We start from the raw sequence: 23,419 nt of genomic DNA on the forward strand, positions 1-23,419 counted from the left end.
GTGGAGATCCTTCTGCTGTGGGTGGGGCGGATGCGCCGACCGCCCCCCTGGGAGTCCGGGTAGTGGCGGTGTCACCGCAGGCTCGTGCGCCAGGCGCCGGGGCCGGGGCGCAGCGGGGTGCGCAGTCCCCGGGCGCGGTCGCGCCAGGCGGAGGCGCGCTCCTGCCGGTCCGGGGCCCGGGCCGCCGCGAGGGCGGCCGCGGCGCGTGCGGCGAGCACCGCGGTGAGGGCGGCGATCTCCTCCGCGGTGGGCTCACCGCGGACGACGACCAGGTGCGGCGGTGTGTGCTGCGCGCTCACAGCGGGATGTTCCCGTGCTTCTTGGGCGGCAGCTGCGCGCGCTTGTTCGCCAGCGCACGCAGCGCCTTGGTGATCTGGACCCGGGTCTCCGACGGCAGGATGACCCCGTCGACGTAGCCGCGCTCGGCCGCCGAGTAGGGGTTGAGGAGGGTGTCCTCGTACTCGCCGATGAGGCGGGTCCGCTCGGCCTCCACGTCGTCGGCGGCCGCGAGGGTGCGCCGGTGCAGGATGTTCACCGCGCCCTGGGCGCCCATGACGGCGATCTGCGCGGTGGGCCAGGCGAGGTTGATGTCGGCGCCCAGGTGCTTGGAGCCCATGACGTCGTAGGCGCCGCCGAACGCCTTGCGGGTGATCACCGTGATCAGCGGGACGGTGGCCTCGGCGTAGGCGTAGAGCAGCTTGGCGCCGTGGCGGATGATGCCGTCCCACTCCTGGTCGGTGCCGGGCAGGAAGCCGGGCACGTCCACGAAGGTCAGCACCGGGATGTTGAACGCGTCGCAGGTGCGCACGAACCGGGCGGCCTTGACGGACGCGTCGATGTCCAGGCACCCGGCCAGGCTCATGGGCTGGTTCGCGATGATGCCGACGGAGCGCCCGTCCACGCGGCCGAAGCCCACCACCATGTTGGTGGCGAACATGGCGTGGACCTCCAGGAAGTCCCCGTCGTCCAGGACCGTTCCGATGACGGTCCGGATGTCGTAGGGCTGATTGGCCGAGTCGGGGACGAAGGTGTCCAGCGCCAGGTCGGCGTCGTTCACCTCCTCGCCGGGGTCCTCCTCGGGGGGCAGGACGGGGGCGTCCTCCAGGTTGTTGCCGGGCAGGTGCGCCAGCAGGGCCTTGACGTAGTCGAGGGCGTCCTGCTCGTCGGCGCCCATGTAGTGGGCGACGCCGGACCGGGTGTTGTGGGTGCGCGCCCCGCCCAGCTCCTCCATGGAGACGTCCTCGCCGGTGACGGTCTTGATGACGTCGGGGCCGGTGATGAACATCTGCGAGGTCTCGTCGACCATCACGATGAAGTCGGTGAGGGCGGGGGAGTAGACGTGGCCGCCGGCGGCGGCGCCCATGATCACGGAGATCTGCGGGATGACGCCGGAGGCGTGGGTGTTGCGCTTGAAGATCTCGGCGTACAGGCCCAGGGAGACGACGCCCTCCTGGATGCGCGCCCCGCCGCCCTCGTTGATGCCGATGACGGGGCACCCGTTGGTGAGGGCGTGGTCGAGGACCTTGCAGATCTTCTCACCGTAGACCTCGCCGAGCGATCCGCCGAAGACGGTGACGTCCTGGCTGAACACGGCGACGGGGCGGCCGTCGACGGTTCCGTAGCCGGTGACGACACCGTCCCCGTAGGGGCGGTCGGCGTCCAGTCCGAAGTTGGTGGACCGGTGGCGGGCCAGGGCGTCCAGCTCGACGAACGACCCCGGGTCGAGCAGGGCGTCGATGCGTTCGCGGGCGGTCATCTTGCCCTTGGCGTGCTGTTTCTCGACGGCGCGCGCGGATCCCGCGTGGACCGCCTCGTAGCGTCGCCGCTGCAGGTCGGCGAGTTTGCCCGCGGTGGTGTGGATGTCGATCTCGTCCGCGGGCAGTGGTTCAGGGGCTTCGGTGGCCATAACTACGCAGGTTAACTCCGCGGGGCGGGTCGGCGCGGACGCGCCCTGTGGTTACTGGCCAGTAACATCCGGCCCCCGGGGGCGGCCGCAGGGGCTCGGGCCGGAGTCGGGAACGTGATCGGCTGTGAATTCCGCGCACTTCTGGAACAATTGTTAACGCCAAGGCAAAGGCTCGGAAATGCGCCCCCGGGAACGCTCCGGAAGAACCGTTCTCTGTAGTGTCGGCCCTATGACAGCGGTAAGCGCAGAGCGCGACAGTGCGCGCCAGGAAGTGCCCGAACAGCTCAGGAATGACGTCAAGCTGCTCGGTGAGATGCTCGGAACCGTGCTCAGGGAGAGCGGCGGCGAGGATCTGCTCGCCGATGTCGAAAAACTCCGTCATGCGGTCATCGGCGCCCGCGACGGTTCCGTCACCGGCGAGGAGATCACCGCATTGGTGGCCGCCTGGCCCCTCGAACGCGCAAAGCAGGTCGCGCGCGCCTTCACCGTCTACTTCCACCTCGCCAACCTGGCCGAGGAGCACCAGCGCATGCGCACGCTGCGCGAGCGCGACGACGCGGCCAACCCGCCCCGCGAGTCCCTGGCCGCGGCCGTCCGCGCCATCCGCGAGGGCGCCGGGGGAGAGGAGCACCTCGACGCGCTGGTCGCGGGCATGGAGTTCCACCCCGTGCTCACCGCCCACCCCACCGAGGCCCGCCGCCGCGCCGTCTCCACCTCCATCCTGCGGATCAGCGCCCAGCTCGACGCCTGGCACGGCGCCCACGAGGGCAGCACCGAGGCCGCCGAGGCGCACCGCCGCCTGCTGGAGGAGATCGACCTGCTCTGGCGCACCTCCCAGCTGCGCTACACCCGGCTCGACCCGCTCGACGAGGTGCGCACGGCCCTGGCGGCCTTCGACGAGACCATCTTCTCCGTCATCCCGCACGTCTACCGCTCCCTGGACCGGGCCCTGGACCCCGAGGGCACCGGCGTCCGCCCGCCCCGGGCCGTGCCGTTCGTCCGCTACGGCACCTGGATCGGCGGCGACCGCGACGGCAACCCCTACGTCACCCACGAGGTGACCCGCGAGGCGGTGCGCATCCAGTCCGAGCACGTGCTGCGCGGCCTGGAGTCCGCCTGCGACCGGATCGCCCGCACCCTCACCGCCTACGGCAACCTCACCCCCGCCTCGCAGGCCCTGCTCGACGCGCTCTCCTCGGCCCGCGCCGGACAGCCGTCGCTGCTGGCGGAGATCTCCGACCGCTCGCCCAACGAGCCGCACCGCCGGTTCCTGCTGTACGCCGCGGCCCGGCTGCGCGCCACCCGCGAGCGCGACGCCGACCTGGCCTACCCGAACGCCGAGGCGTTCCTCGCCGACCTGCGCACCGTCCAGGAGTCCCTGGCCGCAGCCGGGGCGAACCGGCAGGCCTACGGCGAGCTCCAGCACCTCGTCTGGCAGGCCGAGACCTTCGGGTTCCACCTCGCCGAGCTGGAGATCCGCCAGCACAGCGAGGTGCACGCCGCGGCCCTGGCCGAACTGCGCGAGCACGGCCCCGACGGGGAGCTGACCGAGCGCACCCGCGAGGTCCTGGACACCATCCGGGTCGTCTCCTGGATCCAGGAGCGCTTCGGAGTGGAGGCCTGCCGCCGCTACATCGTCAGCTTCACCCGCTCCGCCGACGACATCGCCGCCGTGTACGAGCTGGCGGAGTACGCGCTGCCGGCCGACCGCCGCCCCGTCCTCGACGTCATCCCGCTCTTCGAGACCGGCGCCGACCTGGACGCCTCCCCCGGCGTCCTGGACGGCATGCTCGGACTCCGCCAGGTGCGGGAGCGCCTGGAGCAGAGCGGCCGCCGCGTCGAGGTGATGCTCGGCTACAGCGACTCCGCCAAGGACGTCGGCCCGGTCAGCGCCACCCTGCGGCTGTACGACGCCCAGGCCCGGCTGGCCGACTGGGCCCGCCGCCACGACGTGCGCCTCACGCTGTTCCACGGCCGCGGCGGCTCCCTGGGCCGCGGCGGCGGCCCCGCCAGCCGCGCCCTGCTCGCGCAGGCGCCCGGCTCGGTCGACGGCCGGTTCAAGGTCACCGAGCAGGGCGAGGTCATCTTCGCCCGCTACGGCCAGGCCGACCTGGCCCGGCGGCACATCGAGCAGGTCGGCCACGCCGTCCTGATGGCCTCCACCGACGAGGTGCAGGAGCGCGAGCGCTCCGCCGCCCTGAAGTACCGGCCGCACGCCGACGCCATCGGGGCCGCCGCCCAGCGGGCCTACCTCGACCTCATCAACGCCGACGGGTTCGCCGCCTGGTTCTCCCGGGTCAGCCCGCTGGAGGAGCTGGGCGAGCTGCGGCTGGGCTCGCGCCCGGCCCGCCGCGGCGCCGCCCGGGGGCTGGGCGACCTGCGCGCCATCCCGTGGGTGTTCGCCTGGACCCAGACCCGGGTCAACCTGCCCGGCTGGTACGGGCTGGGCACCGGGCTGGCGGCCGTGTCCGACCTGTCGCTGCTCCAGGACGCCTACCGCGAGTGGCCCATGTTCTCGTCGCTGCTGGACAACGCGGAGATGAGCCTGGCCAAGACCGACCGCACCATCGCCGAGCGCTACCTCGCCCTGGGCGGCCGGCCCGAGATGAGCGAGCGGGTCCTGGCCGAGTACGACCTCACCCGCGACCTGGTGCTGCGGGTGACCGGGCACTCCCGGCTGCTGGAGACCCGCCGCGTGCTCTCGCGCGCGGTGGACCTGCGCAACCCGTACGTGGACGCGCTGTCCCACCTCCAGCTGCGGGCCCTGGAGGCGCTGCGCTCGGAGGACGCCGCGACCCTGTCGCCCGAGGACCAGCAGCACCTGGAGCGGCTCCTGCTGCTGTCGGTCAACGGCGTCGCCGCCGGGCTCCAGAACACCGGCTGACCGCCCGCCCCCGCGCGCGGCCGGGCCCCGGCCCCCTTCGGGGGGCCGGGGCGGGCCGGCCGGGCACGGTGTCCCGGCGGGGTTCCGGCGCTGCTGTAATGGGGGTATGGCCGCAACCGAGGACCCCTTCCCGCGCCCGCCGCTCGACCCGGCGGCGCTCAACGCCGGACTCGTCCGCCCCGGCGGCATGTGGGAGCGGATCGAGGTGGTGCCCGAGGCCGGGTCCACCAACACCGAGCTGGCCGCCCGCGGCCGCGCCGGGGCGCCGCACGGCAGCGTGCTGGTGGCCGAGCACCAGAGCGCGGGCCGGGGGCGGATGGGGCGCGGCTTCAGCACCCCGCCGCGCGCCGCCCTCACCGTCTCCCTGCTGCTGCGCCCCGACGTGCCGCCCTCCCGGCTGGGCTGGCTGTCGGCGCTGATGGGCGTGGCCGCGGTCGGCGCCGTGCGCCGCACCACCGGGGTCCGGGCCGCCCTCAAGTGGCCCAACGACCTGCTGGTCCCCGAGGCGTTCCGGGCCGGGCCGGGCGGCGGCGACGGCAAGCTCGCCGGGATCCTCGCCGAGGTCGACTTCTCCTCCGGAGATCCGGCCGTGGTCGTCGGCATCGGGCTCAACGTCTCCCAGGCCCCCGGCGAGCTGCCCGTGGACACCGCGGTCTCCCTGCGCGGGGAGGGCGCCGCCGCCCTCGACCGGGGCGTGCTGCTGGCGTCCCTGCTCGGCGAGTTCGAGGAGCTGTACACGATGTGGGCGGCGGCCGGCGGCGACGCCGAGCGCAGCGGCCTGGCCGCCGTCTACCGCGACGTCTGCACCACCCTGGGCCGGCGGGTCCGGGTGCACCTGCCCGGCGACCGGATCCTGGAGGGCGTCGTGACCGCGATCGACGCCGAGGGGCGACTGGTGGTCGACGGACCCGAGGGGGAGCGGGCCCTGAGCGTGGGCGACGTCGTGCACGTGCGCCCCGCGGGCTGAGGCCGGCCGGGGCGGGACCCGCGGGGAACGTTCCGTGGAACTTCCGCGCAACGCCGTCCACAGGCCGCGGACACCGCCTTTCTGGGCGGTACCGGCCTGTGCCATGATCCAGGCATGGCTATCGCGGACCGTCACCTCTCCGACGACGAGGAGCTCGTCCACGTCGTCCGTCAGCACTGGACCGTGCTCGTCGAGGAGTTCACGGCCCTGGCGGCCATCGTCGCCGCCACCGCCGCGGCGCTGTGGTTCCTGCCCTGGCAGGAGGAGTGGGCGCCCGCCGCCGCCGGGGTGGTCGGGGTCCTCGCCCTGGCCGCCGCGCTGGTCTTCTGGCTCGTCCCCCTGCTGCGCTGGTCCTCGACCGTCTACATCCTCACCGACCGCCGCCTGATGACGCGTCAGGGCCTCATCTCCCGGAAGGGGCGGGACATGCCGCTCACCCGGGTCAACGACGTCGCCTTCAGCATGTCGGTGTGGGAACGCGTCATGAGGTACGGGACGTTGACGGTGCAGTCGGCCTCCGAGCAGGAGGCCATCACCCTCAGAAAGGTCCCGCGCCCGGAGTGGTTCCAGTCGGAGATCTACAGACGGGTCGACGGCGCCCACCGTCCGGAGTCCCCCGCCGCCCCCCGGTGACGGCCGCCCGGAGCGGCGGCGGTCTCCGGCGTAAGCTGGAGGTGGACCCCGCGGCGCCGACGCGGTGGCCCCCAGTACTCGCTCCCCGCACGGGCGGGGACGGTTCCGTGAAAGAGAACGTATGTCGTCGCGTCCTGACCCGAAAGTGATCGAGACCGCTCTCCTGGGCGGTGAGGCGGTCTACACCAGGGAGCAGGCGATCGAGCTGGCCGCGGCCGACCCCGAGCTCGCCGGCCGGGTCTGGCGTGCCCTGGGCTTCCCCACGCAGAGCGACGACACCGTCATCTTCACCGAGAGCGACGTCGAGGCCCTGCGGCTGGCGACCGGGCTGCTCGACGAGGGCGTCCTCGACGAGGAGGCGGTGGTCCGCTTCGCCCGCGCCATGGGGCAGACCATGGCCCGGCTGGCCGACTGGCAGACCAGCATCCTCAGCACCCTGCTGTTCCGCGAGGGGGAGGGCGTCGGGGGCGCCGGGCCCCTGATGAACCAGGTCAAGGAGCTGCTGCCCGACGTGGAGCGGCTGCTGCTGCACATCTGGCGCCGCCAGCTCGCCGCCTCCACCGCCCGCACCCTGGCCGTGATGTCCAACGGTGTCGACGGCGTGCCCAACTACTACCCGCTCATCGTCGGGTTCGCCGACCTGGTCTCCTTCACCACCCTCAGCCGCGAGCTCGACGAGGTGGAGCTGGCCCAGGTGGTGGAGGGCTTCGAGGCCACCGCCGCCGACATCGTCGCCTCCGGCGGCGGCCGGGTGGTCAAGACCCTCGGCGACGAGGTTCTCTACGTGGCCGACGACCCCGTCAAGGCCGCCGACATCGCCCTGCGCCTCGCCTCGGGGGTGAAGACCCACGTCGAGGTCCCCGACGTGCGGGTGGGCCTGTCCTCGGGCCCGGTGCTCACCCTGCACGGCGACGTGTTCGGCACCACCGTCAACCGGTCCAGCCGCCTCACCTCCTTCGCCCGGCCCGGCACCGTCCTCATCGACGAGGAGCTGGCCCGCAGCCTGGACGGCGCCGAGGGCCTCCAGGTGGTCAAGGTGCGGGCGCGGCACGCCCACGGGCTGGGCCTCATCCAGCCCTACGCCCTGCGCCGCAACTTCGAGCCCGGCGTCACCGCCTGAGCCCCGGCCCGGCGGCGGACCCGGTCCCCGGAGGCGTGTGGGCGGGGGCCGCTCGGGATAGGCTCATAGGCGCCGGAACCCAGTAGCGGACACAGGTGGTGGAGGCTTCGATGACCGACCCGTACCCGGTCGTTCGGCTGCGCACCTCAGGGGTGCTCAGCCTTGAGGGCGCCGAGTCCGCGATCGAGAACAACGTGTGGATCGTCGGCGACGAGGAGAGCGCGATCGTCATCGACGCCGCCCACGACCACCGGGCCATCGCCCGCGGCCTGGGCGACCGGGAGCTCATGGCGATCGTGTGCACCCACGGCCACGCCGACCACATCAACGCGGCGGTGGCGCTGGCCGAGCTCACCGACACCCCGGTCCTGCTGCACCCCGACGACGCCGACCTGTGGCACCTGGTGCACCCCGACCAGGAGCCGGACGCCCCGCTGCTGCACGGCGAGGCCCTCCAGGTCGGCGGGATCGAGCTGCGGATCCTGCACACCCCCGGGCACACGCCCGGCGGGGTGAGCCTGTACGCGCCCGCCATCGGCGCGGTGTTCACCGGGGACACGCTCTTCCCGGACGGGCCGGGGGCCACCGGGCAGCCGCTGTCGGACTTCCCGACCATCATCGCGTCCATCCGCGACCACCTGGCGGTGCTGCCGGGGGAGACGGTCGTCCACCCCGGGCACGGGGAGTCGACCACCGTCGCCGAGGCGGCCGCGCACCTGGACGACTGGGCGGCCCGCGGCTTCTGAGCCCGGGCGGGGGCGGAAAACCCGTGGCGCCGCGGGGCCCGCGGTCCCTACGGTGGTGCCCGTCACCGCCCCCTATCGAACGAGGCCACCGATGACCATGCCCAGGAAGGGCACCCGCAGGATCACCGTCGACGGCGTCGCCTACCGCTGGCGCCACCGCTCCCGCCGCAGCGTCACCGAGGCCCGGGCCCGCTCCCGCCCGCTGACCTTCGCCGTGGAGCGCGAGGACGCGCCCGGCCGCCTGCTCTCGGTGACCCTGGGAGAGTGGCTCCCGTTGTCCCACTACTGCTGCCCGGACTGCTCTCCCGACGAGTTCATGCCCGAGCCCATCACCCCGGCCCGGGTGGCCGAGGCGGTCCGCGCCGCGCTCGCCGACGGCTGGGACCCGCAGGGGCCCGCCGGGGTGCACCGGCTGGACATGCGCCCGCTCATCGCCGCCGGGGCCTGACGGCCGGGCGGCTCAGACCCGCAGCCCGAACGGGGCGGCCGCCTTGATCGCCCCGTTGACCTGCACCTCCACCAGGTGTTCGCCCGGGTGGTGGGTGCGGGTGCTGACCGGCTTCACCCGGTGCCGCTTGACCAGCGCGCGCCGCTCGCCCGCGCACAGCTCCACGGTGGTCCACTTGAACACCTTGGGGCGGCGGGTGCCGTCGGCCTTCACGTAGTGGACCCGGTAGTCCACGATGACCGTGTGCGGGCGGTCGTCGGTGTTGGCCAGCTCCACCCGCACCTCCAGGGTCTCCCCCAGGTCCAGTACGGCGGGGGAGAGGGCCAGCCCCTCGGCGAGCACGCGGTCGCCGCCGGTCGCGCCCAGCAGCGCCAGCGCCCGCGGGTCGCCCCGCTTGACCAGGGTGCGCAGCGCGTGCCGGACGGTCCAGGCGGTCTCGGGGGTCGGGCTCTCCCGGGTCCACCGCTCGGCCAGGTCCAGGACCCGTCCGGGGTGGTCGCGCGAGATGTCGTTGAGGTTGTTGGCGACCGAGGTGCGCACGTACGCCGACGGGTCGTTGCGCAGCGCCTCCAGGACCTCCAGCACCGGCCCGGGGTCGGCGACGAACTCCGGCAGCCGTCGCGCCCACGGCAGCCGGGGCCGCAGCCCCTCGCTGGCGAACCGCCGCACGTTGGGGTCGGGGTCGGCGGCGCAGGCGCGCATCAGCTCCATGGCCGCCTCCCGGTGGTGCACCAGGAAGGGGCGCACCGCGAACTCGGAGGTGTGCCGCCGGGTGATCTCCACCAGTGCGGGCAGCGACACCTCGGGGTGGGCCACCCCGTACTCCTCCACGAACCGGGCCACCGCCATCAGGTGGAAGCCCTGCGCGTACATCCCCGCTCCGTCCACCAGGTCCTCGCCCAGGGAGTCCACGAGCACCCCGACGGCCTCGGGGTAGGCGGCGGGCAGCCGGGCGCGCAGGCCCTCGGCCATCACCATGACCCGGTCCTTGAGCTCCAGCGGGCCGACCCGGGCCGCCACCTCGGCGGCGTAGCCCTCCACGTCGAACCCGGGGAGCCGCTCCCGGATCGCCGTGCCCAGCACCCGCGCGGCCCCGCCGCCGACGTGCCGTTTGAGACCGCTCTCGTCCGCCATGTGCCCCCGCCCTGTCCGAGGGGCACAGTGTCCCGTCCGGCACGGGAAAAGTCGAGATTCGCCATCAAGCGGATGATCGGTTGTTCTCCTCGCTCTCGGCTCATAGGCGCCCATTTCCGGCAGTGGACGTTCCCGGTGGGGAACGCGGCCCCGGGCCTCCGCGTACCGGGGGCCGTGCGGGGTGCGGCAGTGGTGCCCCCACGCTCTGGTCGGTGGGCACCCGCCCCTGGGCGCCCGTTCTGCGGCCGCTGGCGTCGGGGCGCGGGACCGGTACCCCTCACGCCCTGGTCGGTGGGCACCCGCCCCTGGGAGGCCACCGCGACCGGGGCGCGGGAGTGGCGCTCTCACACCCTGGTCGGTGGGCACTTGCCTCCGGGCGCCGGCGGCCGTGCGGGGTGCGGGGCGGGCGGACCCGCACCCCGCGCCGGGTCAGTCGCCCGCCGGGCGGCGGATGTTGGGCACGATCGGGGTGTCCTTGGGGCGGACCCCGATCTTGGACCCCAGCCACACCAGCGGGTCGTACCTGCGGTCGGCGACGCGCTCCTTCATGGGGATGAGCGCGTTGTCGGTGATGTGGATGCCCTCCGGGCACACCTCCGTACAGCACTTGGTGATGTTGCAGTAGCCGAGCCCGAACTCGTCCTGGGCGATCGCCCGCCGGTCGGCGGTGTCCTCCGGGTGCATCTCCAGTTCGGCCACCCGCATGAGGTACCGGGGGCCGGAGAAGTGCGGCTGGTTCTCCTCGTGGTCGCGGATCACGTGGCACACGCTGTTGCACAGGAAGCACTCGATGCACTTGCGGAACTCCTGTGAGCGCTCCACATCGACCTGCGCCATCCGGAAGTCCCCGGGCTCCGTCGCCGGGTCCGGTGCGAAGGACGGGATCTCCCGCGCCTTGTCGTAGTTGAACGACACGTCGCACACCAGGTCCCGGATCACCGGGAACGTGCGCAGGGGCGTCACCGTGACCGTCTCGTCCTCGGCGAACACGCTCATCCGCGTCATGCACGACAGCCGCGGCATCCCGTTGATCTCCATCGAGCACGAGCCGCACTTGCCCGCCTTGCAGTTCCAGCGCACCGCCAGGTCGGGGGCCTGGGTGGCCTGGAGGCGGTGCAGCGCGTCCAGCACCACCTCGCCCTCGTTCACCTCCACCCGGTACTCCGACAGCCCCCCGTCGGCCCCGCCGCGCCAGACCCGGAACAACCTCTCGCTCATGCCCGCTCCTCTCCGTCCACGCCGCCGGCCGCCTCGGGCAGCTCCTCCTTGGTCAGGTACTTGGCCAGCTCGTCGGGGTCGAACACCGACAGCAGGTCCCCGGGGATGTCGGGCACCGGACGGCGCCCGACCACCACCGCGCCGTCCCCGCCGACGCGGACCTCCAGGTTGATCCGCCGCCACTGGGACGACATCTCCGGGAAGTCGTCGCGGGTGTGGCCGCCGCGCGACTCCTCCCGCTCCAGCGCCGACGCCGCGATCGCCCGCGACACCACGAGCATGTTGGGCAGCGACATCGCCAGGTGCCAGCCCGGGTTGTACACCCGGTCGCCGGGGGCGCTCAGCCCCGCGGAGCGTTCCAGCAGGACGTCCAGCCGCTCCAGGGCCTCCGCCAGCTCCGGACCGCGCCGGATGATCCCGACCAGGTCGTTCATGGTGTCCTGGAGGTCGGAGTGGAGCGTGTACGGGTTCTCCCCGGTGCCCTGCTTGAGGAACGCCAGCGCGTGCTCGGCGGCCTCGGCCACCCGGCCCGCCACGCTCCCGTAGGGCGCGCGCCCGGAGAGCCCGGCGACGTACCCGGCCGCGCCCTGCCCGGCCCGGCGGCCGAACACCAGCAGGTCCGACAGCGAGTTGCCGCCCAGCCGGTTGGAGCCGTGCATGCCGCCCGCCACCTCGCCGGCCGCGAACAGCCCGGGCACGTCGGAGGCGGCGGTCTCCGCGTCCACCCGCACCCCGCCCATCACGTAGTGGCAGGTGGGGCCCACCTCCATCGGCTCGGTGGTGATGTCCACGTCCGCCAGCTCCTTGAACTGGTGGTGCATGGACGGCAGCCGGCGGCGGATCTCCTCGGCGGGCAGCCGGGTGGACACGTCCAGGAACACCCCGCCGTGCGGGGACCCCCGGCCGGCCTTGACCTCGCTGTTGATCGCCCGCGCCACCTCGTCGCGCGGCAGCAGCTCCGGGGGCCTGCGGTGGTTCGCCGGGTCGTCGTACCAGCCGTCGGCCTCCGCCTCGGTCTCCGCGTACTGGGCGCGGAACACGTCGGGGACGTAGTCGAACATGAAGCGGCGGCCCTCGGAGTTGCGCAGCACCCCGCCGTCGCCGCGCACGGACTCGGTGACGAGGATGCCCCGCACCGACGGCGGCCAGACCATGCCGGTCGGGTGGAACTGGACGAACTCCATGTTGATGAGCGAGGCCCCGGCCCGCAGCGCCAGCGCGTGGCCGTCGCCGGTGTACTCCCAGGAGTTGGAGGTGGTCCGGAACATCTTGCCGATGCCGCCGGTGGCCAGGACCACCGCGGGCGCCTCGAACACGACGAACCCGCCGTCCTCGCGGCGGTAGCCGAACGCCCCGGCGATCGCCCCGTCGTGCAGCAGCAGCTCGGTGACCGCCGTCTCGGGGAAGACCCGCAGCATGGCGTCGGGGTCGCCCAGCTCGGCGGCGTCGGCCTGCTGGAGCGCCACGACGCGCTGCTGGAGGGTGCGGATCATCTCCAGGCCGGTCCGGTCGCCCACGTGCGCCAGGCGCGGGTACTCGTGTCCGCCGAAGTTGCGCTGGCTGATCCGGCCGTCGGGGGTCCGGTCGAACAGCGCGCCCCAGTACTCCAGCTCCAGGATGCGGTCGGGGGCCTCGCGCGCGTGCAGCTCGGCCATGCGGGGGTCGTTGAGGAACTTGCCGCCGCGGATGGTGTCGCGGAAGTGGATCCGCCACTCGTCGGCGGGGTTGGCGTTGCCCAGCGCGGCCGCGGCGCCGCCCTCGGCCATCACCGTGTGCGCCTTGCCGAACAGCGATTTGGAGATGACGGCGGTGCGCATGCCCTGTTCGCGGGCGGCGATGGCGGCGCGCAGTCCCGCGCCGCCCGCGCCGATCACGACCACGTCGTAGGTGTGTCGGGTCACGCCGGGTGCTCTCGGAGGAGCCATCGTGTGCCTTTCCGGGTCGGCCTCGTGCCCAGAGGGTTCAGTTGAAGAAGCGCAGGTCGGAGATGACGCCGCTCGCCATGAGCGCGACGTAGGCGTCGGTGGCGATGAGGGTGGCGATGCTCGCCCAGCCGAAGTACATGTGCCGGTCGTTGAGCCGGGAGACGCCCGTCCACAGCCGGTAGCGGACCGGGTGGCGGCCGAAGCTGCGCAGGCGGCCGCCCATGATGTGGCGGCAGGAGTGGCAGCTGAGCGTGTAGCCCCACAGCATCAGCACGTTGACGACCATGATCACGTTGCCCAGGCCGATGCCGAAGCCGCCGTCCGTGCCGTGGAAGAAGGGGACGAGCATGTCCCAGGTGTTGATCACGGTGATGGCGAGGGCGACGTAGAAGAAGTACCGGTGCGCGTTCTGCGGGAGCATCAGCGGCCGGGTCTCGCCGGTGTAGGACCGGTGCGGCTCCCGGACGGCGCAGGCCGTGGGCGCCTGCCAGATCGAGCGGTAGTAGGCCTTGCGGTAGTAGTAGCAGGTCAGCCGGAACAGCAGCAGGAACGGCAGGCTGACCAGCGCGTAGGGGATCAGCGGCGGGAACTCCACCGGCAGGCGCCCGAACAGCGCGGCGTCGGGCGCGCACTGGGCGGCCAGGCAGGGCGAGTAGAACGGGGTCAGGTAGTGGTGCTCCTGGACCCAGTAGTGGTCCTGTTGGAGGACGCGCAGGGTCGCGTAGACGACGAAGGTGGCCAGGCCCAGTGTGGTGAGCAGGGGGCCGAGCCACCATCGGTCGGTGCGCAGGGTGCGCTGCGGGATCTGTATCCGGGCGCGTGCGGGGGTCGCGCCGTCGGGCGGGGTCACCGTCGTCTCCACCTCCAGTGGGAGGGGCCGGTCGGGGAGGGCCGCGGGTGGCCGCGTCCCCGCCGTCGCGCCTCCGTCGAGTGCCGGCCGGCCCGGGATGGCCGGAAGGGAACCGCTCTGTCACGCCACGTTAGGCGACTGTGATGACGGTCACATATCAGGTTCCACGAAACCCCGGAGAAAAGGATGTGAAACGCGTCACTCTTTTTCTGTTTTTTGTGTGCTTATGTCACAAAAACGGAATGGGAAGGAGCTTTTGGGATGTTCGGTTCTTTTGATAATTAAGTGGCGGAAGTGATAGGGGTCAACCCCCGCTCCTTTCCCGGCCGCCCGCCTCCGGGTCCGTGATGAGCACTTCCAGGTCCGGGCCCAGCTCCTGCGCCGACATGCCCAGCAGGTACTCGTTGAGGTGGCGGCGGAACGCGTCCGCCGAGTGCGAGGGGTCCACGTCCTTGCGCCGCGCCAGCGCCACCGTGCGCAGCAGCCGGGGCCGGGCCAGCGGCGTCCCCCGCAGGCCCGGGCGGTTCTTGAGCACCATGCTCGGCACCACCGCCAGGCCCAGGCCCGCCTCCACGAAGCGCAGCACGGCGTCCATCTCGCCGCCCTCCACCGCCAGCTCCGGCTCGAACCCCGCCGCCCGGCACGCCCGCAGCGTCGCCTCGCGCACGTCGTACCCCCGCCGGAACATCACCAGGGGCCGGTCCCGCAGCTCCGTGATCCGGACCGACGCCCGGCCGGTGGGGGAGGGGCGCGTCATCGGGCTGGCCACCACCAGGTTCTCCCGCAGGATCGGGACGGTGGACAGGTCCGGGTCGCTGCTCTGCAGGGGCAGGATGATCAGCGCCAGGTCCAGCTCGCCCCGGCCCAGGTCGCGGATGAGGTCGCGGGACCCGCTCTCCTCCACGTTCAGCTCGATCCCCGGATAGCGTGTGTGGAAGTCGGCGAGCACGTCCGCGAGCAGCCCCGCGCACAGCGAGGGGGTGGCCCCCAGGCGGACCCGGCCCCTGCGCACCCCCGCCAACTCGGCCACCTCGCGCCGGGCCGTCTCCAGGTCCGTCAGGATGCGCTGGGCCAGCGGGAGCAGCGCCTCGCCCGCCGGAGTGAGTGTGATATTCCCCCGGGCACGACTGAATAACGGCGCGCCCAACTCCCTCTCAAGGCTGCGGATCTGTTTGCTCAAGCTCGGCTGGGCGACGCGGGAAAGCTCTGCTGCGCGGGTGAAATGGCGTGTACGGGCGACTGCGACGAAGTAGGCGAGCTGTTGGAACTGCATGATCCATAGCCTACGGCTATGGAGACCAGAGTCCTGATGCCTTAGACGTCGGGCTTAACTCGAATTTAAAGTGGCAGGCTGTGGCGAACAGTACCTTGACCAAGAAGCGGTCTACGGCCTACGGGTCCACGGTGGCACTCAAGTCAGCGATGGCTGTCACCGGGACGATCCTCGTGCTGTATTTGATCGCGCACATGTACGGCAACCTGAAGGTCTTCTCGGGCCAGGAGGCGTTCGACGGCTACGCGCACGGCCTGCGCGAGCTGGGCTACCCGCTCCTGCCCGAGTCCGGCTTCCTGTGGATCGCGCGCGTCGTCCTGCTGGCGAGCATCCTCATCCACATCTACGCGGTGGTCATCCTGTGGCGCCGTGCCGGCCGCGCCCGGCAGAACCGCTACCAGGTGAAGAAGCGCGTCCAGCGCACCTACGCCTCCTACACCATGCGGTACGGCGGCGTCCTCATCGCGCTCTTCGTGGTCTTCCACATCCTGCACCTGACCGTCAACGCCATCGCGCCCGGCGGCAAGTCCGACAGCCCCTACGAGCGGCTCGTGAACGGGTTCCAGCCCGAGTTCTGGTACGTGACCCTGTTCTACGTCGCCGCCGTCATCGCGGTCGGCTTCCACCTCCGGCACGGCATCTGGAGTGCCATGGCCACGCTCGGCGCGAACAAGGCGTCCCGCCAGGGCAAGATCAACGCGGTGGCCGTGGCCGTCTCGCTGATCGTGACCATCGGCTTCCTGCTCCCGCCTCTGGCGGTCACCTTTGGACTGGTGAGTAAGTAATGTCTGACACCGACTACTTCGTCGTCGGCGACCCGATCCGGGACGAGAAGGCCCCCGAGGGCCCGATCAACGAGCGCTGGGACAAGCGCCGTTTCTCCGCCAAGCTGGTCAACCCCGCGAACCGGCGCAAGCTCTCCGTGATCATCGTCGGCACCGGCCTGGCCGGCGCCTCGGCGGCCGCGACCCTGGGCGAGGCGGGCTACAACGTCACCTCGTTCTGCTACCAGGACAGCCCGCGCCGCGCCCACTCCATCGCGGCGCAGGGCGGCATCAACGCGGCCAAGAACTACCGCAACGACGGCGACAGCATCTACCGGCTGTTCTACGACACCGTCAAGGGCGGCGACTTCCGCTCCCGCGAGTCGAACGTGTACCGCCTGGCCCAGACCAGCGTCGAGATCATCGACCAGTGCGTGGCCCAGGGCGTCCCCTTCGCGCGCGAGTACGGCGGCCTGCTCGACAACCGCTCCTTCGGCGGTGTGCAGGTCTCCCGCACCTTCTACGCCCGCGGCCAGACGGGGCAGCAGCTGCTGATCGGCGCCTACCAGGCGCTGGAGCGGCAGATCGCGGCCGGCACCGTCCAGATGAACACCCGCCACGAGATGCTCGAGCTGATCGTGGTGGACGGCAAGGCCCGCGGCATCATCGCCCGCGACATGGTCACCGGCGAGATCGAGACCCACTTCGCGGACGCGGTCGTGCTGGCCACCGGCGGCTACGGCAACGTGTTCTTCCTGTCGACGAACGCGATGGGCTGCAACGTCACCGCGAGCTGGCGCGCGCACCGCAAGGGCGCGCTCTTCGCCAACCCCTGCTACACGCAGATCCACCCCACCTGCATCCCGGTCAGCGGCGACTACCAGTCCAAGCTGACCCTGATGAGCGAGTCGCTGCGCAACGACGGCCGCATCTGGGTGCCCAAGCAGCACGGCGACGACCGCGACCCGCGGCAGATCCCCGAGGACGAGCGCGACTACTACCTGGAGCGCATCTACCCGTCCTTCGGCAACCTGGTGCCGCGTGACATCGCCTCCCGCGCCGCCAAGAACGTCTGCGACGAGGGCCGCGGCGTCGGCCCCGGCGGCCTGGGCGTCTACCTGGACTTCGCCGACGCGATCCAGCGCATGGGACGGGCGGCCGTCGAGGCCAAGTACGGCAACCTGTTCGACATGTACCAGCGCATCACCGGCGAGAACCCGTACGAGGTTCCGATGCGCATCTACCCGGCCGTCCACTACACCATGGGCGGGCTGTGGGTCGACTACGACCTGCAGAGCACCATCCCGGGCCTGTTCGTGACCGGTGAGGCCAACTTCTCCGACCACGGCGCCAACCGCCTGGGCGCGAGCGCGCTGATGCAGGGCCTGGCCGACGGCTACTTCGTCCTGCCCAACACCATCAACGACTACCTCGCGAGCGGGCCGTTCGAGAAGATCGACGAGTCGCACCCCGAGGCCGTCGCCGCCAAGGAGCAGGTCACCTCCCGGATCGAGAAGCTCCTGTCCCTCCAGGGCTCCCGCACGGTCGACTCCTTCCACAAGGAGCTCGGCCACATCATGTGGGAGTACTGCGGCATGGAGCGCAACGAGGAGGGCCTCACCAAGGCCATCGAGCTCATCCGCAACCTGCGCGAGGAGTTCTGGCGCGACGTCAAGGTGCTCGGCACCAACGACGAGCTCAACCAGGCCCTGGAGAAGGCCGGCCGCGTCGCCGACTTCCTGGAGCTGGGCGAGCTCATGTGCATCGACGCCCTGCACCGCCGCGAGTCCTGCGGCGGCCACTTCCGCGCCGAGAGCCAGACCGAGGACGGCGAGGCCCTGCGCCACGACGACCAGTTCGCCTACGTCGCGGCCTGGGAGTTCGGTGGCGATGGCAGCAAGCCCGTACTCCACAAGGAAGCCCTGGAGTACGAGTACGTCGAGATGAAGCAGCGGAGCTACAAGTGAACATCACCCTGCGCGTATGGCGCCAGAAGGGCCGTGACGACCAGGGCCGGTTGGTCACCTACAAGCTCACGGACGTCTCCCCGGACATGTCCTTCCTGGAGATGCTGGACGTCCTCAACGAGAAGCTCACCCTGGAGAACGAGGAGCCGGTCGCGTTCGACCACGACTGCCGGGAGGGCATCTGCGGTGCCTGTGGCGTCGTGATCGACGGCGAGGCCCACGGCCCCGAGGTCACCACCACCTGCCAGCTGCACATGCGCAGCTTCAAGGACGGCGACACCATCACCGTGGAGCCGTGGCGCGCCAAGGCGTTCCCGGTCGTGAAGGACCTGGTCGTGGACCGCGGCGCCTTCGACCGGATCATCCAGGCGGGCGGCTTCATCAGCGCCCCGACGGGTACCGCCCCGGACGCCCACGCCACCCCGGTGCCCAAGGCCGACGCGGACCGCGCGTTCGACGCCGCGACCTGCATCGGCTGCGGCGCGTGCGTGGCGGCCTGCCCGAACGCCTCCGGCATGCTGTTCACCGCCGCGAAGGTCACCCACCTCGGCATGCTCCCGCAGGGGCAGCCGGAGCGGGCCTCGCGCGTGGTCAAGATGATCAACCAGCACGACGAAGAGGACTTCGGCGGCTGCACGAACATCGGTGAGTGCGCGGCGGTCTGCCCCAAGGGCATCCCGCTGGACACCATCTCCCAGCTCAACCGCGACCTGCTGGGGTCCCTCGCCAAGGGCGTCGGCTAGCCGACACCCCCGCGAGGCCCGGGGCCGCACCCCTGCCGGGGTGCGGCCCCTCCCCGTGTTCGGGGTTCCGCGCCGGCCGGTCCGGTCCGGGGCGTCGGCGGACCGGCCCCGGTGGCGCCCCTCCCGGGCCCAGTCCCTCCAGGGCGTCCCTTTGCCGTGTCCGGTGTACCGCGGGCCCCGATCCCTCCGGGGCGGCTCGCCCGTGCCCGGGCGGTCATGCCCGCGGGGGCAGGCCCCGCAGCCGCTCGGCGATCTCGGCGACCTCCACCAGCTCCCCGGTGGTGACCGCGATGACCAGGTCGTAGGCGGCGTCCTGGTCCACCGGACCCCAGGCGACCCCGTTGAGCCGCAGGAACGCCTTGGCCGAGGTCCAGGCCAGGCGCTTGTTGCCGTCCGACAGCGGGTGCCCGACCAGGACCGAGCGCAGCAGCGCCGCCGCCTTGAGCCACGGGTCCGGGTACGCCTCGGCGCCGAAGGCCGTGTCCCCCGGGCGGGCCAGGGCGGCGTCCAGCAGGTCGGCGTCGCGCACGGACACGTTCGGGGGCAGGATCACGCCGGCGATCTCCAGCGCGTCGCCGCGCGTCAGGTGCCGGGTCATTCGCCGAGCCTCGCCAGCAGTTCGGCGTCCTCGGACGCGATCTCCTCGGCGCACCGGCGCACCTGGGCGCGGCGCAGGTCCAGGTGGTCGCGCAGGGCGGCGACGGCCGCCGTTCCGACGTCGGTGCCCTCGGAGCCGGCGATCTCGCGCAGGTGCTCCCACAGGTCCGGGGGAAGATCCAGGGTGAGGTTCATGCCCGGAGGCTATCGCCGTCCCCGGCGTCCGCGTAATGCTCCGCGACGGCGTGGAAGGCCTGTTTGGGCTCCCAGGAGGAGAGGTCCGCGGAGGGGCGGACCACGCCGAATCCCGCGGCGTCCAGGTCCAGCTCCGGGTCCGGGCTATGGGGGAAGCCCGGCATCGAGAACGTGAACACGAACGCGCCCAGCACGCCGCTCTCCCGGTACAGCTCCAGCAGCTCCGCCAGGTACCGGGCCTGCACGGACTCGTCACGCACGATCCCCCGGCGCAGCCGGGGCGGATCGGCGAACCAGTCCACCGCGAAGAACGACCCCGCGCCGCGCACCTCGGCGCCCCGGTAGGCGCCGCAGCCGAACTCGGTGACCACCAGCGGCCGGTCGAGGCGGGCCACCAGCTCCCGCAGGCGGCGGGCGTACCCCTCGGTGTCGGTGCCCTGGCGGTACAGGTTCACCCCCGCCACGTCGAACCCCGACCAGTCCACGTCCTCCCAGGGCCCCGCGCCGTAGGTGAGCGGCCCGGAGAAGTGCTCCCGGGCGACCTCGCGGGACGTCTCCAGCAGCGTGCGCAGCCGCCGGTTCATCCGCCGGGAGAACAGGCGCAGCAGCCGGGGCCGCCGGATGACCTGCACCCGGGAGAACTCGCCCGGCCCCGGCAGCAGGCCCGGGGCGGTCAGCGAGAACTCGGTCCCCACCAGCAGGGTGACGCGTCCCGGGTGGGCGGCGCGCAGCTCCTCGGCCATGGCGGCGGCCGCCGCCAGGTGCTCCATGTGCTCGGCGGCCGGCCGGTTCGCGCAGCGCGGCCGTACCCAGACCTCCAGGCCCGCGGCCAGGGCCGCCTCCGAGGCGGCGCGCAGGCGCGCGAGGTCGGAGCCGATGGGCATCACCGCCGTGCAGTGCAGCTCCCGGCGGATGGCGCGCATGTCCGCGGCGGCGCGCTCCTCGGTCAGGTGGTCGACGTGGTGCGAGATCCCGCGGATGTCCATACGGGCCAGGATGGCACGGCCCTCAGGCGGGCGGGCGCAGCATCAGGTGCGTGAGCGGGGTGCCCGGCTCGGCCACGGTGTCGGTGACCGCGAACCCGAAGCGCGTGTAGTACGCGACGTTGGCCGGGTTCATCGTCTCCAGGTACACCGGGGCCCCGTCGGCGTCGGCCCGCTCCAGGCCCGCCCGGAGCAGCAGGGTCCCGATCCCCGAGCGCCCCGCCGCCGGGTCGGCGCCCAGCACCTGGAGGTGCCAGTGCGGCTCCCGGGGGGCGTGCGCGGCCAGGGCGGAGAAGTAGCGGAGGATCCGGGGGAGGCGTGCCGGACCCACCAGCTCCAGCCAGTGCGGCAGGGAGCGCAGGGCGGCGGCCGCGCCCCCGGCCTCCCCGGCCGGCGGCGACCAGAGCGCGGCGCCCCGGACCACCGGTCCGCGGTCGTCGTCCTCCCGGGCCTCGACGAGGGCGGAGTACCCCAGGGGGACGTACACGAAGCCCGCCATCAGGGCACTGGCCCGGGTGCCCTGGGCGATGCGGCGCTCGTCGTCGGGGAACAGCCACAGGAACAGCGGGTCGTCCTGGAAGGCGCGCCCCAGGACGCGCGCCACCCCCGGCAGGTCGTCCATGGTGGCGGTGCGCACGGTGCGCGTCGGCGCGCTGGTCATGGCGGTGTCCCCTCGTTCGGCGGCCCCACGGTGGATCACGGCTGGGTCACGGGAGGGGCCGCGTGCCCGGTCCGGGCCGGTCTCAGGAGGGGTCGTGCCGCAGGAACCAGCTCGTCACCGCGTCCGGGGTGGACGCCTCGCCGACCACCCGGAAGCCGAAGCGCTCGTAGAAGCCCAGGCTCTTCTCGTTGAGGACCTGGGTGAAGACCGGCTGGCCCGCGGAGTCCGCCCGGTCCAGGCCCGCGGTGAGCAGCCCGCCGCCCAGGCCGGTTCCGGCCATCGCCGGGTCCACGCCCAGCGCCGCCAGGTACAGGTGCGGCTCCTGCGGGGCGGCGATCTTCCACTCCGCGAACACCCGCACGAACCCCGTCGCCCGGGCCCGTCCCAGCAGCTGGCCCCAGTGCGGCCACATGCGCAGCGACACCAGGCGGCCCTCGGGGTTGGTCGTGTAGGGGGCCCACAGCGCGGCGCCGCGGACCACGGGGTCCGAGCCCTCCTCGGCGACCTCCACGACCCGGGTGTCGCCGAAGGGCACGTAGCCGAACCCGGCGGTCAGCGCCAGCATGCGGCGGGTCCTGGCCATCCGCAGTTCGAGGTCGGGGAACAACCACTCGAAGAGGGGGTCGTCGTACAGGGCGCGGCTCAGCACGCGCGCCACCCCGGGCACGTCCTCCGTCGTCGCGGCCCGGGAACCGGCGGTCACAGTCGCAGTCATGCGTTGACTCTCCAATAGGGGGTCGTCTACCCGGCCATGTTAGATCACGAATGAGTCACGGGAGTCGCTGGGGTGTGACCGTTTCCGGCACCTTCTGGTCGAAAACGTGCGCCCGGACCCAGGCGTGCATCGCGATCGCCGCGGCCGCCCCCGCGTTGATCGACCGGGTGGACCCGAACTGGGCGATCGACAGCACCGCGCGGCACACCGAGCGCACCTCCTCCGACAGCCCCGGGCCCTCCTGGCCGAACACCAGCACCGCGTCCCGCGGCAGCGGATAGGTCTCCAGCGGCACCGCGCCGGGCAGGTTGTCGATGCCGATCAGCGGCAGGTCCCGCCGCGCGGCCCACTCCACCAGCGCCCCGGTGTCCGGGTGGTGGTGGACGTGCTGGTAGCGGTCGGTGACCATCGCCCCCCGCCGGTTCCACCGGCGCCGCCCCACGATGTGCACGGCGGCGCACCCGAACGCGTTCGCGGTGCGCACCACCGAACCGATGTTGAAGTCGTGGGACCAGTTCTCCACCGCGACGTGGAACGGGTGCCGGACGGTGTCGAGGTCGGCGACGATCGCCTCCCTGCGCCAGTAGCGGTAGCGGTCCACGACGTTGCGCCGGTCGCCGCCCGCCAGCAGCTCGGGGTCGTAGTGGTCGCCCTCGGGCCAGGGGCCCGTCCAGGGGCCGACGCCGACCTCGCGCGCCTCGTCCTCACCAGGGGTGCCGGGGTTCTCGTTCATCGCACCCCAGCTTAGGTACCGCCTACAGGTGGATGTCCCCGTGGAAGTCCCGGCCCTGGACGACCCTGGCGCGGCCGCTCACGTCGCCGTGGATCTGGTTGACGACGTTCCCCTCGCCCTCCTGGCCGACCTCGACCTGCGCGCCCAGCTCCCGCACGAGGGCGCCGATCTCCGGGTCCTGGGCCGCGATCCGCTCCAGGTGCTCTGCCACCGCCTCGACGGCCGCGGGGTCGTCGGTGTCGAGCATCGCCTCGTCCAGGGCGTCCTGGGCCGCCTCGTCGCCGCGGAAGCGCTTGAAGACGGCCCGCCGCAGCCGCTTCAGCCCCTCGCCGACGGCCTCGCCGGCGCGCTCGGAGATCTTGGAGGCCATGCCGGTGACGACGGCGGTGGCCAGGGCGATGGTGACGGGATCGGCCACAGGGGGCTCCTTCTCGCTGGGGGCGGGCTCTCCTCCCAGTCTGGCCGATCAGGCGGCTCTCTGTCGCCTCCGTGTGACCAGGAGTGCGATCACCCGCCAGCCCAGCATCGCGGCGGCCAGGAAGAGCGAGGTGACGATCACGAAGGAGAGCGGCGTCCCCTCGCCCACGAACCGCCGCAGCAGCATGCCCCCGACCACGGTGATCGCCCACACGAACACCCCCGTCGGCCACAGCGCCGCCGGCGCGCGCCAGGCCCGGGACGCCGCCCACCCCAGCAGGGCGGCGGCCAGGAACGGCCACGCGGTCGACAGCACCGCCCCGACCGCGGTACCGGTTCCGTGGTCGGTCTTCCCGATCACGACGAACACCAGGACGCACACCAGGTCGGCCACCAGGGCCAGGGGAGCCGCATACGAACGCATGGGCCCAGGTTACGACCGCCCGCGCGCGATCCCCCGTCGGCCCCGGGAACCTTTTTCCGGCACTCGGTATCGTAAGAGGCGGTCACGGAAGGTGACCCCCACCCCCTGGAACCGAG

24 protein-coding genes are annotated in these 23,419 nt (G+C 72.5%); 9 read left to right on the top strand and 15 right to left on the bottom strand.

The window, feature by feature from the left end; genetic code table 11:
• Positions 1 to 71 precede the first annotated feature (71 nt).
• Both ACFVNO_RS02305 and ACFVNO_RS02310 read right to left on the bottom strand, forming a co-directional pair.
• The gene (locus ACFVNO_RS02305) at positions 72 to 299 is read right to left on the bottom strand and encodes an acyl-CoA carboxylase subunit epsilon (protein WP_355256340.1); all 228 of its coding nucleotides are present in this window, start codon (positions 297 to 299) and stop codon (positions 72 to 74) included.
• The gene (locus ACFVNO_RS02310; RefSeq protein ID WP_355256343.1) at positions 296 to 1,906 is read right to left on the bottom strand and encodes an acyl-CoA carboxylase subunit beta; all 1,611 of its coding nucleotides are present in this window, start codon (positions 1,904 to 1,906) and stop codon (positions 296 to 298) included. Before ACFVNO_RS02310 ends, ACFVNO_RS02305 begins: the two co-directional genes overlap by 4 nt.
• A gap of 313 nt (positions 1,907 to 2,219) precedes the next feature.
• Between ACFVNO_RS02310 and ACFVNO_RS02315 the strand changes: the two genes are divergently transcribed.
• The 6 genes from ACFVNO_RS02315 (at position 2,220) to ACFVNO_RS02340 (ending at position 8,704) form a co-directional block, all read left to right on the top strand.
• Positions 2,220 to 4,790 (top strand): phosphoenolpyruvate carboxylase, encoded by a 2,571-nt coding sequence (locus tag ACFVNO_RS02315; RefSeq protein WP_355257083.1) that lies wholly within the window; start codon positions 2,220 to 2,222, stop codon positions 4,788 to 4,790.
• Between the two features lie 106 nt (positions 4,791 to 4,896).
• A complete protein-coding gene (locus tag ACFVNO_RS02320; protein ID WP_355256346.1) occupies positions 4,897 to 5,757 on the top strand; it encodes a biotin--[acetyl-CoA-carboxylase] ligase in 861 nt (286 codons plus the stop codon).
• Between the two features lie 114 nt (positions 5,758 to 5,871).
• On the top strand, positions 5,872 to 6,390 hold the full coding sequence (locus ACFVNO_RS02325) for a PH domain-containing protein (protein ID WP_355256349.1): 519 nt from the start codon (positions 5,872 to 5,874) through the stop codon (positions 6,388 to 6,390).
• Between the two features lie 121 nt (positions 6,391 to 6,511).
• Positions 6,512 to 7,510 (top strand): adenylate/guanylate cyclase domain-containing protein, encoded by a 999-nt coding sequence (locus ACFVNO_RS02330; RefSeq protein ID WP_220564904.1) that lies wholly within the window; start codon positions 6,512 to 6,514, stop codon positions 7,508 to 7,510.
• Between the two features lie 110 nt (positions 7,511 to 7,620).
• The gene (locus ACFVNO_RS02335; RefSeq protein ID WP_355256352.1) at positions 7,621 to 8,256 is read left to right on the top strand and encodes an MBL fold metallo-hydrolase; all 636 of its coding nucleotides are present in this window, start codon (positions 7,621 to 7,623) and stop codon (positions 8,254 to 8,256) included.
• A gap of 91 nt (positions 8,257 to 8,347) precedes the next feature.
• Positions 8,348 to 8,704, top strand: coding sequence for a hypothetical protein (locus ACFVNO_RS02340; protein WP_220564906.1), 357 nt, complete (start codon positions 8,348 to 8,350; stop codon positions 8,702 to 8,704).
• Between the two features lie 12 nt (positions 8,705 to 8,716).
• Here the strand turns inward: ACFVNO_RS02340 and ACFVNO_RS02345 are convergent, their stop codons facing one another.
• The 5 genes from ACFVNO_RS02345 to ACFVNO_RS02365 all read right to left on the bottom strand — a co-directional run bounded on the left by ACFVNO_RS02345 (position 8,717) and on the right by ACFVNO_RS02365 (position 15,104).
• Complete coding sequence (locus ACFVNO_RS02345) at positions 8,717 to 9,838, bottom strand: DNA alkylation repair protein (protein ID WP_378888579.1); 1,122 nt, start codon at positions 9,836 to 9,838, stop codon at positions 8,717 to 8,719.
• Between the two features lie 429 nt (positions 9,839 to 10,267).
• Positions 10,268 to 11,056, bottom strand: coding sequence for a succinate dehydrogenase/fumarate reductase iron-sulfur subunit (locus tag ACFVNO_RS02350; protein WP_355256360.1), 789 nt, complete (start codon positions 11,054 to 11,056; stop codon positions 10,268 to 10,270).
• A complete protein-coding gene (locus ACFVNO_RS02355; RefSeq protein ID WP_355256363.1) occupies positions 11,053 to 12,981 on the bottom strand; it encodes a fumarate reductase/succinate dehydrogenase flavoprotein subunit in 1,929 nt (642 codons plus the stop codon). The genes ACFVNO_RS02350 and ACFVNO_RS02355 overlap by 4 nt, the downstream gene beginning before the upstream one ends.
• A 37-nt stretch (positions 12,982 to 13,018) precedes the next feature.
• Positions 13,019 to 13,843, bottom strand: coding sequence for a hypothetical protein (locus ACFVNO_RS02360; RefSeq protein WP_220564910.1), 825 nt, complete (start codon positions 13,841 to 13,843; stop codon positions 13,019 to 13,021).
• 292 nt (positions 13,844 to 14,135) lie between these two features.
• The gene (locus ACFVNO_RS02365; protein ID WP_220564911.1) at positions 14,136 to 15,104 is read right to left on the bottom strand and encodes a LysR family transcriptional regulator; all 969 of its coding nucleotides are present in this window, start codon (positions 15,102 to 15,104) and stop codon (positions 14,136 to 14,138) included.
• Positions 15,105 to 15,235: 131 nt separating this feature from the next.
• On the opposite strand from ACFVNO_RS02365, the gene ACFVNO_RS02370 reads away from it, so the two are divergent.
• The 3 genes from ACFVNO_RS02370 to ACFVNO_RS02380 are packed head-to-tail and all read left to right on the top strand — an operon-like array spanning position 15,236 to position 18,578.
• On the top strand, positions 15,236 to 15,889 hold the full coding sequence (locus ACFVNO_RS02370) for a succinate dehydrogenase cytochrome b subunit (protein WP_355257086.1): 654 nt from the start codon (positions 15,236 to 15,238) through the stop codon (positions 15,887 to 15,889).
• On the top strand, positions 15,889 to 17,835 hold the full coding sequence (locus ACFVNO_RS02375; protein ID WP_355256367.1) for a fumarate reductase/succinate dehydrogenase flavoprotein subunit: 1,947 nt from the start codon (positions 15,889 to 15,891) through the stop codon (positions 17,833 to 17,835). Before ACFVNO_RS02370 ends, ACFVNO_RS02375 begins: the two co-directional genes overlap by 1 nt.
• On the top strand, positions 17,832 to 18,578 hold the full coding sequence (locus ACFVNO_RS02380; protein WP_220564914.1) for a succinate dehydrogenase/fumarate reductase iron-sulfur subunit: 747 nt from the start codon (positions 17,832 to 17,834) through the stop codon (positions 18,576 to 18,578). Before ACFVNO_RS02375 ends, ACFVNO_RS02380 begins: the two co-directional genes overlap by 4 nt.
• Before the next feature lie 214 nt (positions 18,579 to 18,792).
• Here the strand turns inward: ACFVNO_RS02380 and ACFVNO_RS02385 are convergent, their stop codons facing one another.
• From ACFVNO_RS02385 to ACFVNO_RS02420, 8 genes are all read right to left on the bottom strand, one after another.
• Positions 18,793 to 19,176, bottom strand: a complete 384-nt coding sequence (locus tag ACFVNO_RS02385; protein ID WP_378888587.1) for a type II toxin-antitoxin system death-on-curing family toxin — start codon at positions 19,174 to 19,176, stop codon at positions 18,793 to 18,795.
• Entirely contained in the window at positions 19,173 to 19,370 is a 198-nt protein-coding gene (locus ACFVNO_RS02390; protein ID WP_220564916.1) for a CopG family transcriptional regulator, read from the bottom strand. The genes ACFVNO_RS02385 and ACFVNO_RS02390 overlap by 4 nt, the downstream gene beginning before the upstream one ends.
• A complete protein-coding gene (locus ACFVNO_RS02395) occupies positions 19,367 to 20,356 on the bottom strand; it encodes a hypothetical protein (protein WP_378888590.1) in 990 nt (329 codons plus the stop codon). Before ACFVNO_RS02395 ends, ACFVNO_RS02390 begins: the two co-directional genes overlap by 4 nt.
• A gap of 22 nt (positions 20,357 to 20,378) precedes the next feature.
• Complete coding sequence (locus tag ACFVNO_RS02400) at positions 20,379 to 21,014, bottom strand: GNAT family N-acetyltransferase (RefSeq protein WP_378888593.1); 636 nt, start codon at positions 21,012 to 21,014, stop codon at positions 20,379 to 20,381.
• A gap of 82 nt (positions 21,015 to 21,096) precedes the next feature.
• Positions 21,097 to 21,729: a GNAT family N-acetyltransferase gene (locus tag ACFVNO_RS02405; RefSeq protein WP_355256378.1), complete on the bottom strand. Its 633-nt coding sequence runs from the start codon at positions 21,727 to 21,729 to the stop codon at positions 21,097 to 21,099.
• A 55-nt stretch (positions 21,730 to 21,784) separates the two neighbouring features.
• Positions 21,785 to 22,462, bottom strand: a complete 678-nt coding sequence (locus tag ACFVNO_RS02410) for an RNA methyltransferase (RefSeq protein ID WP_355256381.1) — start codon at positions 22,460 to 22,462, stop codon at positions 21,785 to 21,787.
• 22 nt (positions 22,463 to 22,484) lie between these two features.
• On the bottom strand, positions 22,485 to 22,880 hold the full coding sequence (locus ACFVNO_RS02415) for a hypothetical protein (protein WP_355256384.1): 396 nt from the start codon (positions 22,878 to 22,880) through the stop codon (positions 22,485 to 22,487).
• Between the two features lie 48 nt (positions 22,881 to 22,928).
• Positions 22,929 to 23,303 carry a DUF3054 domain-containing protein gene (locus ACFVNO_RS02420; protein WP_378888598.1) on the bottom strand — a complete coding sequence of 125 codons (375 nt, stop codon included), beginning with the start codon at positions 23,301 to 23,303 and terminating at the stop codon, positions 22,929 to 22,931.
• Positions 23,304 to 23,419: the final 116 nt, after the last annotated feature.

It is taken from the genome of Nocardiopsis sp. NPDC057823 (genome assembly GCF_042797335.1).
GTDB classification, from domain to species: domain Bacteria; phylum Actinomycetota; class Actinomycetes; order Streptosporangiales; family Streptosporangiaceae; genus Nocardiopsis; species Nocardiopsis changdeensis.